The following is a 15,227-nucleotide window of genomic DNA, read 5'->3' on the forward strand; positions in this document are numbered from 1 at the left end:
ATAAAATAAAAACAAAGTAATCCCGACTTATGTAAGGAAGTGTACTATATTCCAGTGTGCAAGTGCAAGGATATTAATCACATGGATTTTTAGCCCCTGTTTCTGACTTGCATACACTCAGTCATTGCTCTATTGTAAAAAGTGTATGTCTAACCATCGATCAAGGAGTGAACATTTTAATGAATATGTCTTCCGTAGAGGAGCATCGACAGGAATCCCCACAACAGGTTAATTGCATGGTCGTGACTGTCTCGGACACACGTACCGTGGAAACAGATACCGGGGGACGACTGCTCATGGATCTACTAGAAACCAATGGATATAAGGTTGTTCGATATGTCATCGTCAAGGATGACTACGAAGGTATTCAGCAGTTAGTATCCGAAGCAGCGGCACAGGATGACATCGAGGCTGTACTTTTGACAGGCGGTACCGGTATTTCTCCACGTGATACTACATATGAAGCCGTCTCCTCTCTACTGGATAAGGAACTACCTGGCTTTGGAGAAATCTTCCGTTATTTAAGCTTTGCTGAGGACATTGGTTCAGCAGCTATCTTAAGCCGGGCTGTAGCTGGCACTGTGGGCCGGACAGCTGTATTTTCTATGCCTGGCTCACGCGGAGCCGTTCGTTTGGCAATGGAACGCATTATTGTCCCTGAGCTACGACATGTGATGAGAGAAATTTATAAATAAGCTCCTATTTCCTACATGCCGCGACACAAAAAGGCACCCCATACATTCATGAGGTGCCTCTTCCAACTATTCTTTTTCTTCAACTTCGGGCTGCATATAGCTGTCGATCAGCTTTTGCTTCAGCTCCCATACCTTCTCACTCAGATTTACACGATAAATTTCAGGGTTCAGCTTCCGCAAATATTCTGGCCAAAACAGTTTCAACTGTGAAGTATGGTAGGCACGAATTTCATCCAGCTCAGGAAGCTCATATACCTTCTGTCCATTTATAAAAATAGGCTCGAGCATTGGCACGGCTTCATAATTTTCTACATACTTCTTCATATACGGATGCAAAGGGTTAAACAGCTTCAGGCGCTTACCATTACGCGGACGCTCTTCATCCGGGAAAGAAATATAATCGGCTACGGCTCTCCCTTTCTTCTTATCCACAATGCGATATACATCCTTCTTGCCTGGTGTGGATACTTTTTCTGGGTTACCCGAGATCTTAATCGTCGGCAACATTTCGCCATCCACTTCACGCTCAACCAGCTTGTACACCCCGCCAAGCGATGGTTGATCTGAAGCCGTGATAAGCTGTGTTCCTACACCCCATACATCAATACGCGCCCCTTGGGCTTTCAGGTTAAAAATCGTATTTTCGTCCAAATCATTGGAAGCTACAATTTGTACGTAATCTAAACCTTCAGCATCGAGCATTTCCCGCGCCTGTATGGATAGATAAGCCAAGTCACCGCTATCCAGACGGATTGCATTCATACGCTTGCCCTGACTCTCCAGCATTTTTGCTGTCCGAATCGCATGAGGAACACCGCTTTCCAGCGTGTCAAAGGTGTCTACCAGCAGTGTAACCTGGTCTGGCAAAACCTTCGCATATACGTCAAAAGCCTCCTGCTCCGTCATAAAGGTCTGAACCCATGAATGGGCATGTGTCCCCTTCGTCGGGATTCCAAAGTGCTCGCCTGCCAGCATATTAGAAGTCGCGTCAAAACCTGCCACATAAGCTGCTCGTGCTCCCCAAATCGCCGCATCAGCTTCCTGCGCACGCCGTGTCCCAAATTCGAGCAGTGTATCGTCACTTGCCACCTGCTTGATGCGCGATGCCTTTGTCGCAATGAGTGTCTGATAGTTCATAAAATTCAGCAATGCCGTCTCAACAAGCTGCGTTTCCATAATCGTTCCTTCAACACGTACCAGAGGCTCGTTTGGAAAAACAAGTGCCCCTTCTTTCATTGAATGGACCGTTCCACCAAACTTAAACTGGCGAAGCGCCTCCATGAACATGGGATCGTATTTCTCCTCCTGTTCAGACAGGTAGCGAATGTCCTCTTCTGTAAACCGCAAATTTGCAATATAATTCACAATGCGTTCCAGACCAGCGAACACGGCGTATCCATTACCAAAAGGGAGTTTACGGAAATACGCCTCGAACACAGCTTTACGCTGGTGACTTCCGTTCACCCAATGGGCGTACATCATATTAATCTGATATTTATCTGTATGTAATGCGAGGCTCGTTGACTGCATCGTAATCATCCTCTCTGACTGTCCCCAGGTTTGTGGCAACGTACCACCTCATCTGCCCAGATTCAGCAATATCCGGCTCCATTTTGTTATCGGACATTGGTGCACAATCGTTAAGTTATTTTACTTCTTCTGACGTAAAACCGTGTCCTCAGCCGACCGTACCGCGGCTCCAAGACTTCCTTCAAAATGACCCAAAGCCCAATCATGTCCAGCTTGATTAAAGCTCGCCACAGCGTCCTTGTATACAGTAATAGCAAAACCTTTGTTATAAGCATCTACAGCCGTATGCAGCACACATATATCTGTACACACACCAATCAGATGAACTTCCAGAATACCACGTTCACGCAGCCTGAGCTCCAGATCTGTGCCCGCAAAAGCACTGTACCGTGTTTTATCCAACCAGTAGATAAGATCACTTTGTTGCTCATAGAGGCTACGAAGCTTGCCATACAAATGTCGTCCGTTGGTTCCACGTATATTATGTGGAGGAAACAGCTTGCTCTCCGGGTGATAAAGGTCGTTCTCCTCATGCAAATCCACAGCCATGACAACAAAGTCCCCTTGATCCACGTATGCCTGCGTAATTGCTGCGATCCGTTCATCCAACTCAATCGCAGGTTGTCCTACAGGCAAACTACCGTCCACAAAATCTTTCGTGTAATCAATAACAATTAGTGCCTGCATTGTACGGTCAGCTCCTTATCCTCAAAGTGAAATTGTACATTCTATGCGTAACCTATTACATTAGATGTTACGTGTAGATAGATAAACGCGGTACTCTGTCACTAAAACGGTACAACTGTGCCGGTCTTTGTGAATACTGGTTGGAACTGAGCGGTTTGCCGTTCTCATCACGCACCTCTTCCAGTATTCCCTGTCTGCTACGAGTCGATGTTATTTTGCGAATAAAGTTTGGCTCTTCGAAATCCGGTACGACACTCTGAATCACCTGATATAATTCACCCAGTGTAAAATGTAGCGGTAAAAACTGCTTGGCTATCGTCGTCTGAAGCATCTGCAACTGAATTTTGCGATAAGCATCTACTATGATATCCCGGTGATCGAATGCCAACTCCAATTCCTCCAACGCTTCGCGGATCGTGAATAGCCCGACCTCGGAAGCATCATCGGCCGCCTGACGCTGTTCCAACATCCATTCTTCTACCAGCGCAAAAAATGCATGTGATATGATCCACCCGCGCGGATCACGTCCCGGTCCACTATATACACCCAAATACTCCAGATGCCCGCCGTCCACACCTGTTTCCTCTAACAGCTCCCGCTTGGCAGCTCCATACATAGATTCATCTTCCTGACAAAACCCTCCAGGCAAAGCCCAGCGTCCCGCAAACGGCCAACTGCGGCGCTTGATGAGCATCACTTTCAGCTCCCGAATCGGCAATGTCTTTGTTACCGTCTTGCGCTCCCGCTTCGTTAAGGTAAACATAACGATATCCGCTGGAGCTCCATCCGGGGTGCGGTATTTCTTAATGTTGTACGACGCCTTTTGCGCCTCTTCGTTTATACGATTGCTATCCATTGGCATCACCATATTATATCGTTTTGATAAATTCATTATGACATAATAAAAATTTTTGTCAAGTGTCAGGCCTTGCCTGAATCACTTGCTTGTGTACGTAATACTCGGAAGGTTGCTGTAGATGTAGAACCGAGTGTGCCTTCACTATCTCTTACTTCCGCTTCAGTGGTTATAGTGCGACCTCCCTGATGAAGAATCCGCGCCCTAACCTCCAGTCGTCCTTGCCTCATGGCTGACAAAAAATGAACATTCAGGTTCGTCGTTACACATGGATCCATATTTCGTGAAGCCATACTGACCATCCCCATCGCCTGATCCATCAATGAAGTAAGTACACCCCCATGGACAATACCCATCACATTGGTATGCTCTTGTTTGGCCTCCAAAGCGATCTGTACCTCGTTTGCATCAGCTGCAATCAGCTCACACCCTAAATACTCCCAAAAAGTATTATTTTCTCCCTCTAGCATCTTACCCAACTTATCCATTTCCTTGCTTCCATCCCTTCTATGTTGTCCCATTTCTCTTGATGTCTTATAAACACATACGATAGTAAATTGCTTTCGAAAAAAAGGCGTGGAAGCTACGCCTCCACACCATGATTTCATTCTAATCACTGCAATTCGACGAGGAAGTGCTTTTTCCCTCTTCTACGTTCACCTTCTCAGCAACGGTATCACGGATCGCCATGATCACCATTTGCAGTAGCTCATTAATTTCCACCTGACTCTGCTGAAACTCCGTTACAATTGGAATACCGTCAAGCTCTTCCTGTAGCTCCTGTAGCTCGGCCTCTATTTTGGCAATCATTTTTTGATTCTTCAAGGATTCAAATGCTACAATTTCCTTTTGCTTCTTTTTCATCGTTGCAATCAGTTGCTGGATTCGTTGATGATCCTGAATCTTTTCTTCTGCTTTCCGGAATACCTGTACTTCCTCACTGCTACCCAAAATATCTGCCAATTCTTTGGCTTTTGCCAATATCATTTCGCGATTGACCAAATGATCATGCTGGCGCGCCGCCGATTGAAGTTCTGTTTGTTGCAACCGCTCCTCTGTCATTGTCCATCGCTCCTTTTCTCACTTAGACGGCCTTGCACACAGCCCTTTACTCAGACCGCATGCAACCCGCTAGAATATTCTTTTATCCGTTAACTGCTACAGCCGTTTCAACCAGATCACCTTTGATGTAAAAGGTCATAGGTTCCGTAATTTTCACTTGAACAAAGGAACCAATCAGGTCCTTAGAACCCTCAAAATGTACAAGCTTATTGGAACGGGTCCGACCGGCAAGCACTTTGCTGTCATTTTTGCTCTCGCCCTCCACCAGCACTTCAACCACTTCGCCACGCAAACGACTATTAAAGCGAAGGCTGTTTTGGTTCACAGCAATGTTCAGACGCCGGAGACGCTCTTTTTTGACCGACATAGGCACATTATCTTCCATCGAAGCAGCTGGCGTACCTTCACGTGGTGAATAAATAAATGTGTAGGCAAAGTCATATCCGACCTCGCGCACCAGAGATAGAGTATCTTCAAACTGCTCGTCTGTTTCGCCCGGGAAACCTACGATGATATCTGTTGTCAGAGAAACATGCGGAACAGCTGCTTTAATCTTCGCGGCCAGTTCCAGAACACGCTCACGGGTATATTTTCGGTTCATTTTCTTCAATATATCCGTATTACCGGATTGAACAGGCAGATGAATATGCTCCACCAAATTGCCACCCTTACCAAGCACTTCAACCAAATGGTCATCAAAATCACGTGGATGTGATGTCGTAAAACGTACACGCGGGATATTGATTTTGCGCATATCATCCATCAGATCCCCGAATCTGTAATTCAAATCTTTCAAATCCTTGCCATAAGCGTTAACATTCTGCCCCAGTAAGGTAATTTCTTTAAAGCCTTGACGTGCCAAATCCCGTACCTCAGCGATTACATCCTCTGGACGGCGGCTTCTTTCCTTACCACGTGTAAAGGGAACAATGCAATAGGTGCAAAATTTATCACAACCGTACATAATGTTCACCCAAGCCCGCATACCCTCACGCTTCTTCGGCAAGTTTTCGATAATGTCGCCTTCCTTAGACCACACTTCGACCACCATTTCTTTGCTAAAGAGTGCTTCCTTGACGAGCTGAGGCAGACGATGAATATTATGGGTACCAAAAATCATATCAACAAAACCGTGTTTTTGCATAATTCGGTTAACGACATTCTCTTCCTGTGACATGCAGCCACACACGCCAAGCAGTAATCCTGGCTTTTCTGTTTTGAGATGCTTGAGGTGACCCAACTCGCCAAACACTTTATCCTCCGCATTTTCACGGATAGCACAAGTGTTCAGTAAAATGATGTCTGCTTCCTTCCGATCCTCGGTTGCCTGGTAGCCCATTTGCTCCAGCAAGCCTTTTATGGTTTCGGAATCATGCTCGTTCATTTGGCAACCAAATGTGTATACGATATAATGCTTTCCCTCACCGATATGCTTGAGCTCATCCGGAACTGCGTTATCATACAATACCTGTACGTCCTCTTTACCGCGCTGCTTTTCTTTTCTATGGTTCGGCTCCGCCATAATGTTGATTTCACGTCCGCGAATACGGATCTTTTTGCTATGCTCATCTTCAGAAATAATCTTCGCATCCGAGAAATCAAAATATTTGGAGTAATCTTTTGTTTTCTTTTCCATTCCTTAGTCACTCCTTACACCATCTATTTCACGAGCTAATTTGTAATTTTACTGTATTTTTAGGCATGGGTAAATTTATCTTAAGTTCTAAAAAACCTTTAAAAAAGGCATTACACTAAATTATAGCATGATTTATAGGCCATCGCCATAGATCAACCGCAGATACCATGGAGTGTAATTTGAACTCATGTTCTTTTTGTACATAAGTGAAGTATTTATAAATTATATAGTATGTAAAAAGCCCGATTCTTTTGCAAGAATCGGACTCTTTAAGCCTTCCGGCATTTAAATACGTGTATATTAGTCTACGATTTCAGCGTTGTCACCGTTTTTCACACCGGCTCCGTTCGCTTCATCTGTATCAATGTGCATATCCAAAGCAAAAGAATCGGACACACGTGCAAGAACATTTTCAAATACAAGGCCACGTTCGCCGCCGACACGTACTTTCAGCAACTGCTTGTCCTTAATGTCCCATTTAGCTGCATCAGATGTATGGAAATGAATATGGCGGGCTGCTACAATCACGCCTTCTTGCAGTTCCACTTCACCAGCTGGTCCTTTTACCGTGATTCCTGGTGTACCATCAATGCTACCAGATTCGCGTACAGGTGCTTTTACACCAATAGCAAAGGAATCAGTGCGAGAGATTTCCAATTGGGAAGCGGGACGAGCAGGTCCCAAAATGCGAACCTTATCAAATTGGCCCTTAGAACCAATTACAGCTACCGTTTCATTTGCGGCAAATTGTCCTGGTTGGGACAAAGGTTTAAATTCAGTTAATTGATAGCCTGCTCCGAACAAAATTTCAATATGCTCTTGAGTCAGGTGAATATGACGGGCGGAAACGCCGACAGGTACGATTTTACTCATCGTGTGGTCACTCCTTTTTCTCTATACAATACTTTACACATCCATGCTATTATACTCCTATTTTGCCAAGAAAGAAAAGGAGAGCGTATAAAGTTCCCTTTTTCGCCCCAATCAGCGTTAAATATCGTCCATAGAAATCGGATCAAACCGTCGTTTTAGCGAACAGGAGAAAGAAAAGCATGATTTCAGCTACGATGAGATGAGGGGGAACGACAATAAATATATTAAGGATAAACAGGACACAGAGTATTCCAGTTAAGAAAAAAATGACTCTGAGACGAGGTTTAAGATGACTTAATCGGTACTGATGAAATACCAGCAAAACCGACAAAAAGTAAATAAAAACAGAAGCAAAGGTAAAGCAAAGCACAAAGATATAGTCTACTTGTCCCAAAAACAAGAGCTGAATCGAAGCAGCTAGCATGCTAAGGGAAAGATAAATAAACAAATGACCATAAATAATAGTCTGTCCTGCTGATTGTTTTGATTTATCTACGCGCTTCTCCATATTCTCAAAATATTGCCACCAGATTGCGATGACTAATACAAAAGCCAAAGCAGCAAATACAACAGAAGAAACCGTAAAATGATCGGATTGTAAAACAGAAAGCATACTTATCACAGATTCGCCAAGCAGAATTAAGGTGAACTGTGCAAAGCGTTCTAAAAGATGCTCCGTATGGATTGGTGTGATCACCAACTTTTTACGACCAATCAAAGGAACGAGGATATCAACAGCTATACCGGTATATAAAATCAAATATCGAACCCAAGAGTCAAAAAAGAGGGAGAAACTAGAGATAACTATTCCAATCCAAAAATAGGTTCCGAAAAAACGAGCTGTTTCCTGTTTATGAGCCGTTTCTTTGGGTGCCGAAAGTAAATATTGAATGACAGTCAAACCTCTTAACCCAATATAGCCAACAAAAAAAGATACATAATACGCATCAAAATCTATATTAAGGCTGGCGGTCATGATTAACACGAAAAACAATTGCAGGATCATAAAGATTCGATGCGTTATACTGTCTTGCCCAAAACGGTTGTTGTAGACAGTTTGTCCCACCCAAGCCCACCATATTGGGATAAAAATCATAATAAACTTTTCCATATGTTCCCATGAGATACTACCATGCTCAACATGTAGCAAAACATGAGTGGCCTTGGAGACAGCAGCTACGAACAATAAGTCATAAAAGAGCTCAAGCCAAGTAACCTTCTTTATTAACATTGTGTAATGGAGCCCCCTCTGATATGGCGGTGCAGCATGGTGTCCCGTCAGTCTTGCTCCAACGTCTGCCGTATTTATGCTTATTTTATCACCATGAAATTCTAAGATGCTCCAATTATTTCGTAATTGCTCTCACTTTGTCAAGGTATTCGCAGCCAAAAACAACTCCTAGTAAATAGCTATTTAAGAAGACATTTTGGAAGGCAAATTCGTTTGCAGGTATTCCAGCGCATGTCCTCCCAACCATCCCTTGACTAGCTCCTCAGGGTAATGCTTCAGCAGCAGTTCTGCAAAAACCGGATATTTACCCGAGTGCTCCAGCCCTTGCACATGGTGCTCGATACCGTCAAAATCAGAGCCAAACATCAAATGCCTTTCGCCGCCTAATGAACAAATATGCTCAATGTGCGGTAGCAGATCCTCAGCAGTTACCGTACCCTGCTCTTTGAGAAACATTGTGACGAAGGTCAAACCAATCCGTCCGTTACGAGCGATCAGTGCACGAATCTGTTCATCCCGTAGATTACGGGGATGAGCACATCTCGCAAAGGCATTGGAATGCGAGGCAATGGGCGGTAGATCTGCCTCCTCCAGCACCTCCCAGAAGCCTTGTACGGACAAATGCGATACATCTAGCAGCAGTCCCAGGTCATTACAGCGATTGACCAAATCGCGTCCCTTGCTAGTCAGCCCGCCACCTCTATGTTCCATAATGCCGTCAGCTGCCCAGTTCGCATAATTCCATGTCAGCCCAATCAATCGTATTCCCATGGCATAGCACAATTCTGCATAAAACGGGTTCCCTTCCAGCGCATCTACCCCCTCCAGTGAGAGCAAAGCCCAAGGTGCCCATGTATGATCCGTTCCATTACCATCCAAATACGTTATCTTTTCCGTGCGTTTCTCTTCTCCTACCTGCTTTACTTGCTCCTCCTGATGCACTGCGGACGTATTTTTACACATTGCCAAGTCTTCCTTCCACAGCAATGGTCTCAACCCACCGGAGATAGAGGTAACATGCTGCCTGAACAGCTCAATTTGACGAACCACATGCTCAAATCTTGGCGTGCCCAATACCTGTGAAATATATATAGCGAAAGTTTGCAACCGCACGTTACCTTCTAGCAAACGTTCTTTTGTGACATCAAGCGATGGATGACTGAAATCAATCTGCGTATTGAGTTGCATTTTACATAACACATCACAATGAAAGTCGACAACTGGCCAGTTCACTTTTAACTTATTATTCATGCACCTTACCTCCATTTATAGATTGAAGCACCACAAATTTATTTTGAAAATCATTGTAACAGACTCACAATGCAAAAAAGCCCGTTTACAAATCGTAAACAGGCTCAGGCAACTTCCATTTATTATCTTGGCTCTACAATCAATTTGATCGCAGTCCGATCTTCTCCATCAATAACAATGTCTGTAAAAGCAGGAATACAAATCAAATCCACTCCGCTTGGTGCGACAAATCCCCGGGCAATGGCTACCGCTTTAATGGCTTGGTTTAGTGCACCCGCTCCAATCGCCTGTAATTCTGCATTTCCGCGTTCACGCAGTACTCCTGCGAGTGCGCCTGCAACTGAATTGGGATTGGATTTTGCTGATACTTTTAATACATCCATAGTAAGTACCTCCCCTGGGAATGATGATGGTTTGATTCCACTATTAGATGTTATTCGAGGGTCAGCAAAAAATTCCTGCTTTTTGGTGACAGTTTTCCTTATTCTTTCCTTAAGTAGCTCACAAAAAGGTTAATCCATCCGCCATTCATCTTCTTTGAGTCTGATTTTCTGAATTTTGCGGGCTTTTCCATCGTTATCATTCAGTTCTACGCTGATGGCATGAAAATGCCATTTGCCCATGTCCACTTGAAAACGTACCGGAAGCTGGGTCTGGAATTTCTGTAACACAGCCTCTTTCTGCATCCCAAGCACTCCCTCATAAGGACCTACCATCCCCGCATCTGTCTGATACGCAGTTCCTTGTGGCAAAATCGTATCGTCATTGCTCTGTACATGTGTGTGCGTACCTACCACGATTGAAGCACGTCCATCCAAATGCCAACCCATAGCGATTTTTTCCGAGGTTGCTTCGGCGTGGAAATCAACTAGGATATGTTTATGTTTTTTGCGCAGCTCATCGACAATTTCATCTGCTGCACGGAATGGATCGTCAATAGCTGGCAAAAAGGTTCTACCTTGCAGATTAACAATAGCCAGCTCCTTACCTCCACCTTTTACAACGGTATAACCCCGGCCCGGTGTTCCTGGTGGAAAGTTAGCCGGGCGGATGATCCGCGGCTCATCATCTATAAAATCAAATATTTCCTTATTGTCCCAAGTATGATTTCCCATCGTAATCCCATGAACGCCCCAATCAAAAAACTCTCTGGCGATGGCGGGGGTTATGCCTCTTCCCGAAGCTGCATTTTCTCCGTTCACGATAATAACATGCGGATTGTATTTTGATTTGAGTGAAGGAAGATTCTCCCTCAGTGCCTTTCTGCCTACACTGCCGACGATGTCTCCAATAAATAATACGTTGATAGAAAGCCCTCCCTAGTCTGCCTTACATAAATGAAAAGTGGCCCTACAAACAGCGGCCACTTTTCATTGAAATGCTTTTATTTTGCGTATTCTACCGCACGGGTCTCGCGTATGACGGTAACCTTGATATGTCCCGGATAGTCCAGTTCATTCTCAATCGTTTTCGTAATATCGCGGGCCAGTCGGAATGCTTCCGCATCATCAATTTTCTCTGGCTGTACCATGACACGAACTTCGCGTCCGGCTTGAATCGCGTATGATTTTTCAACGCCTTCAAAAGATTCGGAGATGCGTTCCAGCTTCTCAAGACGACGGATGTACGTCTCTAGCGTTTCACGCCGCGCTCCCGGTCTTGCTGCTGACAGGGCATCTGCCGCCCCAACCAGCATGGCGATCACTGAAGTCGCTTCGCAGTCGCCATGATGTGAAGCAATGCTGTTGATGACGACCGGGTGTTCCTTGTACTTCTTCGCCAGTTCCACGCCAATTTCAACGTGTGATCCTTCCACTTCGTGATCCAGCGCCTTCCCGATGTCATGCAGCAATCCTGCCCGTCTTGCCAGTACAACGTCTTCGCCCAGTTCCCCGGCCATCAGACCTGTCAAGTATGCAACTTCCATCGAGTGCTTCAATACGTTCTGTCCGTAACTCGTACGGAACTTGAGACGTCCCAAGATCTTGATCAAATCCGGATGCAAGCTATGCACGCCCACCTCAAAGGTGGCCTGTTCACCATACTCACGGATTCGTTCGTCCACCTCTTTACGGGATTTTTCCACCATCTCTTCAATACGAGCCGGATGTATCCGTCCGTCCGCTACGAGCTTTTCAAGCGCAGTACGCGCAATCTCTCTACGAATCGGATCAAATCCGGACAAAATAACAGCTTCCGGCGTATCATCAATAATGAGGTCAATTCCTGTAAGGGTTTCAAGTGCACGGATATTACGGCCTTCGCGCCCGATAATCCGGCCTTTCATTTCTTCGTTCGGCAATGTGACAACAGAAACCGTCGTTTCTGCTACATGATCTGCCGCACAGCGTTGGATGGCCAGTGTGATGATTTCACGAGACTTTTTGTCCGCTTCTTCTTTGGCCTGCTGTTCAATTTCTTTAATCATCTGAGCTGTTTCATGACGAACTTCCTGCTCTACGTTGGTCAGAATAATACTTCTTGCATCCTCCATCGTCAGATTGGAAATACGCTCCAACTCAGTTACCTGACTCTTGTAAATCAAATCAATTTGCTGCTGGGTTTCATCGATTCGTTTCTCTTTGTTGGCCACTTGTTCTTCTTTGCGTTCCAGCGATTCCAATTTTTTATCCAGCGATTCTTCTTTTTGCAGCAATCTTCGTTCCTGTCGTTGAATTTCATTGCGACGTTCACGAGTTTCTTTTTCAGCTTCGGCACGAATGCGGTGGATTTCATCTTTCGCTTCCAATACCGTTTCCTTCTTCAGCGCTTCTGCCTCTTTTTTCGCGTTCTCCACGATTTGCGCGGCAGCTTCTTCCGCACTGGAGATCTTAGCTTCTGCAATAGATTTGCGAATAAAATAACCAATCCCGAACCCAAAGAATAACGCGGCTACAGCAACGAGAACGAACCAGATCGCAGTCATCATACTGTTCACCTCCCCGTTGGTTCCTCCAAGGCATTCCTTGGGACTTTTTGCAATTGTCACATTTACTTTGATCGTCAAACTAAGACAACGACACAAGGTCGTTTCATTTCATATGCACATGCTTTCACATGTACAATTCCGCCTGGCATAGCGGCATCACTTGTTATTTGGCGATGAGAACTCACCCGTGGATTCCGCTTTTTTGGAAGGAAAAAGGGCGTTCCACAAGTATCGTTTCATATATATTTTATTATTTGACAAATGGCATTGTCAAGGGAATGCAAACATTAGTAGACTACCATGCAGCTTTCCATGTAATAACTAGCTCATCCTATCCGTTCATACTAGCCAAAGGTTCAGCAGCCGTTTGGCAACTATTCCTCCCACTGCAACAATTCCTCGTCATCTGAAGCAGCGTCATGCTCGGCCGCAGTGAGATGATTGACCACTCGGCGTGTCATATCCCCCGAATATCCACGTCTCATGAGAAAAGGGTAGGTTTTCCTTTTTTTCTCCATTATATCACCACGTATCTGATTCCATTTCTTACGTCCAACCGTCAAAGCGCTCTCCCACTCCTCATTATCGGTGATCTCACCTAACGCTTCGCCAATAGAGGCTTTAGAGATGCCCTTCTGACGAAGTTCTTGCCTAACCCACATCTTCCCCTTGCGTTGGCTTGTTATGCGCTGTCTTGCCCATTGACGGGCGTATAAATCATCATCAACGAGTTGTTCCCTTTGCAGTCGGACCATTACTTCGTCAATAACCGACTGATCCAGTTCTTTTTGCGCCAGACGCTGGGCAATTTCCTGACGTGTGCGAGGCTTTCGCCCCAAATAGCGAAGCGCAAGTACATAAGCCTGTTGTTTTTCATCTGCCAGAACGATATCTTCCAGTTCTTTTTTATCAAATGACGTTCCTTTGAACATATTGTACTTGATCATTACATCTTCTAATACAGACAGCGAATACGGACCAAAATGAATGATATACCTTCCACGTTTGCGTCCCTGTCCCTGCTCTACCCTAGTAATCATCAATTCCTCATGATCCGGAAAAAGAGAAATCCCTTGTTGCTTATTTGCTTCCGAAGTGTATTCATCTTCATCGTCCAACTGCAATATATTTCCCTCACTTTGAAATTCACGAAAGCAGCCTTTGAACACCTGCTACGCAAAGTTAGATTCCGCTGACAAAGCAGACTTTAGTTGATGCAAAAATGCCCTGCACAACTGTGCAGGGCATCAGAATCATGCTATTCAAACGGACGGTGCCATAACCCTGGCCCCAGTTCACAAATCAGGGTTCACCAAGCTTTATTCAAGCTCCAACAATTCCTGTTCTTCCTTCGCTTGCTGTGCCAACTCTTCTTCTGTAGGCGGAGCAACCGTCGTAACCAAATTGCTGGCCACCCGAATTTTTTGTTCGATCGTACTAGCAATATTCGGATTTTCCTTCAAAAATTGTTTAGCATTCTCACGTCCCTGACCAAGGCGCTCACCTTCGTAGGAATACCAGGCTCCGCTCTTGTCGACAATGTCATGCTCCGTACCGATATCGATCAAGCTACCTTCTTTGGAAATACCCTCACCGTACATAATATCCACCTCAGCCTGACGGAAAGGAGGGGCAACTTTGTTCTTCACGACTTTAATACGTGTGCGGTTACCCACAATGTCGTTACCCATTTTCAAACTTTCAATACGACGAACATCCAAACGTACCGTAGAGTAGAACTTCAAAGCACGTCCACCTGGTGTTGTTTCAGGGTTACCGAACATAACACCTACTTTTTCACGTAGCTGGTTAATAAAAATAGCAATAGTTTTCGACTTATTAATGGCTCCAGAAAGCTTACGCAATGCCTGAGACATCAAACGTGCTTGAAGACCAACGTGGGAATCTCCCATTTCGCCTTCAATCTCTGCCTTGGGCACAAGTGCCGCTACGGAGTCAACAACTACAATGTCTACTGCTCCACTACGTACAAGGGCTTCGGCAATCTCAAGCGCCTGCTCTCCTGTATCTGGTTGCGATAGTAACAACTCATCAATATTGACACCCAGCTTGCTTGCATACGACGGATCAAGCGCATGCTCGGCGTCGATAAAGGCGGCTTGTCCGCCTGTTTTTTGCACCTCTGCGATAGCGTGAAGAGCTACTGTCGTTTTACCGGATGATTCCGGTCCGTATATTTCAATAACCCGGCCTCTTGGAAAGCCGCCCGTTCCTAACGCAATATCCAAAGCAATCGAACCACTGGGGATCGTTTCCACTTGCATGTGGGTAGACTCACCCAACTTCATAATGGAACCTTTACCAAATTGCTTTTCTATTTGACGGAGCGCCATATCCAGCGCAGCACGACGATCTGACAATAAACTCACATCCTTCATTGTTTGTACTTTAATAATACCTTGTTTTGACACGCTTGCCAAGCATTTTTTCGAACATACATTCGTTTTTTTTATTCA

General features: G+C 45.0%; 15 protein-coding genes. 1 reads left to right on the forward strand and 14 read right to left on the reverse strand.

Annotated elements, in window-relative coordinates; genetic code table 11:
- The first annotated feature begins 179 nt into the window (after positions 1 to 179).
- A complete protein-coding gene (locus C1T21_RS07735) occupies positions 180 to 695 on the forward strand; it encodes a MogA/MoaB family molybdenum cofactor biosynthesis protein (protein ID WP_103047836.1) in 516 nt (171 codons plus the stop codon).
- A 66-nt stretch (positions 696 to 761) separates the two neighbouring features.
- Here C1T21_RS07735 and C1T21_RS07740 read toward each other — a convergent pair whose 3' ends face one another.
- The 14 genes from C1T21_RS07740 to recA all read right to left on the reverse strand — a co-directional run bounded on the left by C1T21_RS07740 (position 762) and on the right by recA (position 15,131).
- Entirely contained in the window at positions 762 to 2,225 is a 1,464-nt protein-coding gene (locus C1T21_RS07740; RefSeq protein WP_023988249.1) for a nicotinate phosphoribosyltransferase, read from the reverse strand.
- 120 nt (positions 2,226 to 2,345) lie between these two features.
- Complete coding sequence (locus C1T21_RS07745; protein WP_103047837.1) at positions 2,346 to 2,912, reverse strand: cysteine hydrolase family protein; 567 nt, start codon at positions 2,910 to 2,912, stop codon at positions 2,346 to 2,348.
- Between the two features lie 67 nt (positions 2,913 to 2,979).
- The gene (locus C1T21_RS07750) at positions 2,980 to 3,768 is read right to left on the reverse strand and encodes an NUDIX domain-containing protein (protein ID WP_023988247.1); all 789 of its coding nucleotides are present in this window, start codon (positions 3,766 to 3,768) and stop codon (positions 2,980 to 2,982) included.
- A 65-nt stretch (positions 3,769 to 3,833) separates the two neighbouring features.
- On the reverse strand, positions 3,834 to 4,256 hold the full coding sequence (locus C1T21_RS07755; protein ID WP_025719091.1) for a PaaI family thioesterase: 423 nt from the start codon (positions 4,254 to 4,256) through the stop codon (positions 3,834 to 3,836).
- Positions 4,257 to 4,377: 121 nt separating this feature from the next.
- Positions 4,378 to 4,830 carry a YlbF/YmcA family competence regulator gene (locus C1T21_RS07760; protein ID WP_103047838.1) on the reverse strand — a complete coding sequence of 151 codons (453 nt, stop codon included), beginning with the start codon at positions 4,828 to 4,830 and terminating at the stop codon, positions 4,378 to 4,380.
- 82 nt (positions 4,831 to 4,912) lie between these two features.
- Positions 4,913 to 6,466 carry a tRNA (N6-isopentenyl adenosine(37)-C2)-methylthiotransferase MiaB gene (miaB, locus tag C1T21_RS07765; RefSeq protein ID WP_013309963.1) on the reverse strand — a complete coding sequence of 518 codons (1,554 nt, stop codon included), beginning with the start codon at positions 6,464 to 6,466 and terminating at the stop codon, positions 4,913 to 4,915.
- A 300-nt stretch (positions 6,467 to 6,766) separates the two neighbouring features.
- Positions 6,767 to 7,339, reverse strand: a complete 573-nt coding sequence (gene pduL, locus C1T21_RS07770; protein ID WP_013309962.1) for a phosphate propanoyltransferase — start codon at positions 7,337 to 7,339, stop codon at positions 6,767 to 6,769.
- A 142-nt stretch (positions 7,340 to 7,481) separates the two neighbouring features.
- Positions 7,482 to 8,570, reverse strand: coding sequence for a low temperature requirement protein A (locus tag C1T21_RS07775; RefSeq protein WP_103047839.1), 1,089 nt, complete (start codon positions 8,568 to 8,570; stop codon positions 7,482 to 7,484).
- 183 nt (positions 8,571 to 8,753) lie between these two features.
- Positions 8,754 to 9,821 (reverse strand): dipeptidase, encoded by a 1,068-nt coding sequence (locus tag C1T21_RS07780; RefSeq protein ID WP_103047840.1) that lies wholly within the window; start codon positions 9,819 to 9,821, stop codon positions 8,754 to 8,756.
- Positions 9,822 to 9,943: 122 nt separating this feature from the next.
- Complete coding sequence (locus C1T21_RS07785; protein ID WP_007430104.1) at positions 9,944 to 10,204, reverse strand: stage V sporulation protein S; 261 nt, start codon at positions 10,202 to 10,204, stop codon at positions 9,944 to 9,946.
- A 129-nt stretch (positions 10,205 to 10,333) separates the two neighbouring features.
- Positions 10,334 to 11,128, reverse strand: a complete 795-nt coding sequence (locus C1T21_RS07790) for a TIGR00282 family metallophosphoesterase (RefSeq protein ID WP_013309959.1) — start codon at positions 11,126 to 11,128, stop codon at positions 10,334 to 10,336.
- 77 nt (positions 11,129 to 11,205) lie between these two features.
- Entirely contained in the window at positions 11,206 to 12,750 is a 1,545-nt protein-coding gene (rny, locus tag C1T21_RS07795; RefSeq protein WP_013309958.1) for a ribonuclease Y, read from the reverse strand.
- Between the two features lie 374 nt (positions 12,751 to 13,124).
- Positions 13,125 to 13,874: a regulatory protein RecX gene (locus C1T21_RS07800; protein ID WP_103047841.1), complete on the reverse strand. Its 750-nt coding sequence runs from the start codon at positions 13,872 to 13,874 to the stop codon at positions 13,125 to 13,127.
- A gap of 195 nt (positions 13,875 to 14,069) precedes the next feature.
- Positions 14,070 to 15,131, reverse strand: coding sequence for a recombinase RecA (recA, locus tag C1T21_RS07805; RefSeq protein WP_103047842.1), 1,062 nt, complete (start codon positions 15,129 to 15,131; stop codon positions 14,070 to 14,072).
- Positions 15,132 to 15,227 lie beyond the last annotated feature (96 nt).

This window comes from Paenibacillus sp. F4 (assembly GCF_002894905.1).
Lineage (GTDB): Bacteria > Bacillota > Bacilli > Paenibacillales > Paenibacillaceae > Paenibacillus > Paenibacillus polymyxa_B.

Excerpts from the sequence above, each read along its gene's own strand:
- C1T21_RS07735 (WP_103047836.1), top strand. The coding sequence starts at position 180 with ATGAATATGTCTTCCGTAGAGGAGCATCGACAGGAATCCCCACAACAG.
- C1T21_RS07740 (WP_023988249.1), bottom strand. The coding sequence starts at position 2,225 with ATGCAGTCAACGAGCCTCGCATTACATACAGATAAATATCAGATTAAT.
- C1T21_RS07745 (WP_103047837.1), bottom strand. The coding sequence starts at position 2,912 with ATGCAGGCACTAATTGTTATTGATTACACGAAAGATTTTGTGGACGGT.
- C1T21_RS07750 (WP_023988247.1), bottom strand. The coding sequence starts at position 3,768 with ATGGATAGCAATCGTATAAACGAAGAGGCGCAAAAGGCGTCGTACAAC.
- C1T21_RS07755 (WP_025719091.1), bottom strand. The coding sequence starts at position 4,256 with ATGGATAAGTTGGGTAAGATGCTAGAGGGAGAAAATAATACTTTTTGG.
- C1T21_RS07760 (WP_103047838.1), bottom strand. The coding sequence starts at position 4,830 with ATGACAGAGGAGCGGTTGCAACAAACAGAACTTCAATCGGCGGCGCGC.
- miaB (WP_013309963.1), bottom strand. The coding sequence starts at position 6,466 with ATGGAAAAGAAAACAAAAGATTACTCCAAATATTTTGATTTCTCGGAT.
- pduL (WP_013309962.1), bottom strand. The coding sequence starts at position 7,339 with ATGAGTAAAATCGTACCTGTCGGCGTTTCCGCCCGTCATATTCACCTG.
- C1T21_RS07775 (WP_103047839.1), bottom strand. The coding sequence starts at position 8,570 with ATGTTAATAAAGAAGGTTACTTGGCTTGAGCTCTTTTATGACTTATTG.
- C1T21_RS07780 (WP_103047840.1), bottom strand. The coding sequence starts at position 9,821 with ATGAATAATAAGTTAAAAGTGAACTGGCCAGTTGTCGACTTTCATTGT.
- C1T21_RS07785 (WP_007430104.1), bottom strand. The coding sequence starts at position 10,204 with ATGGATGTATTAAAAGTATCAGCAAAATCCAATCCCAATTCAGTTGCA.
- rny (WP_013309958.1), bottom strand. The coding sequence starts at position 12,750 with ATGATGACTGCGATCTGGTTCGTTCTCGTTGCTGTAGCCGCGTTATTC.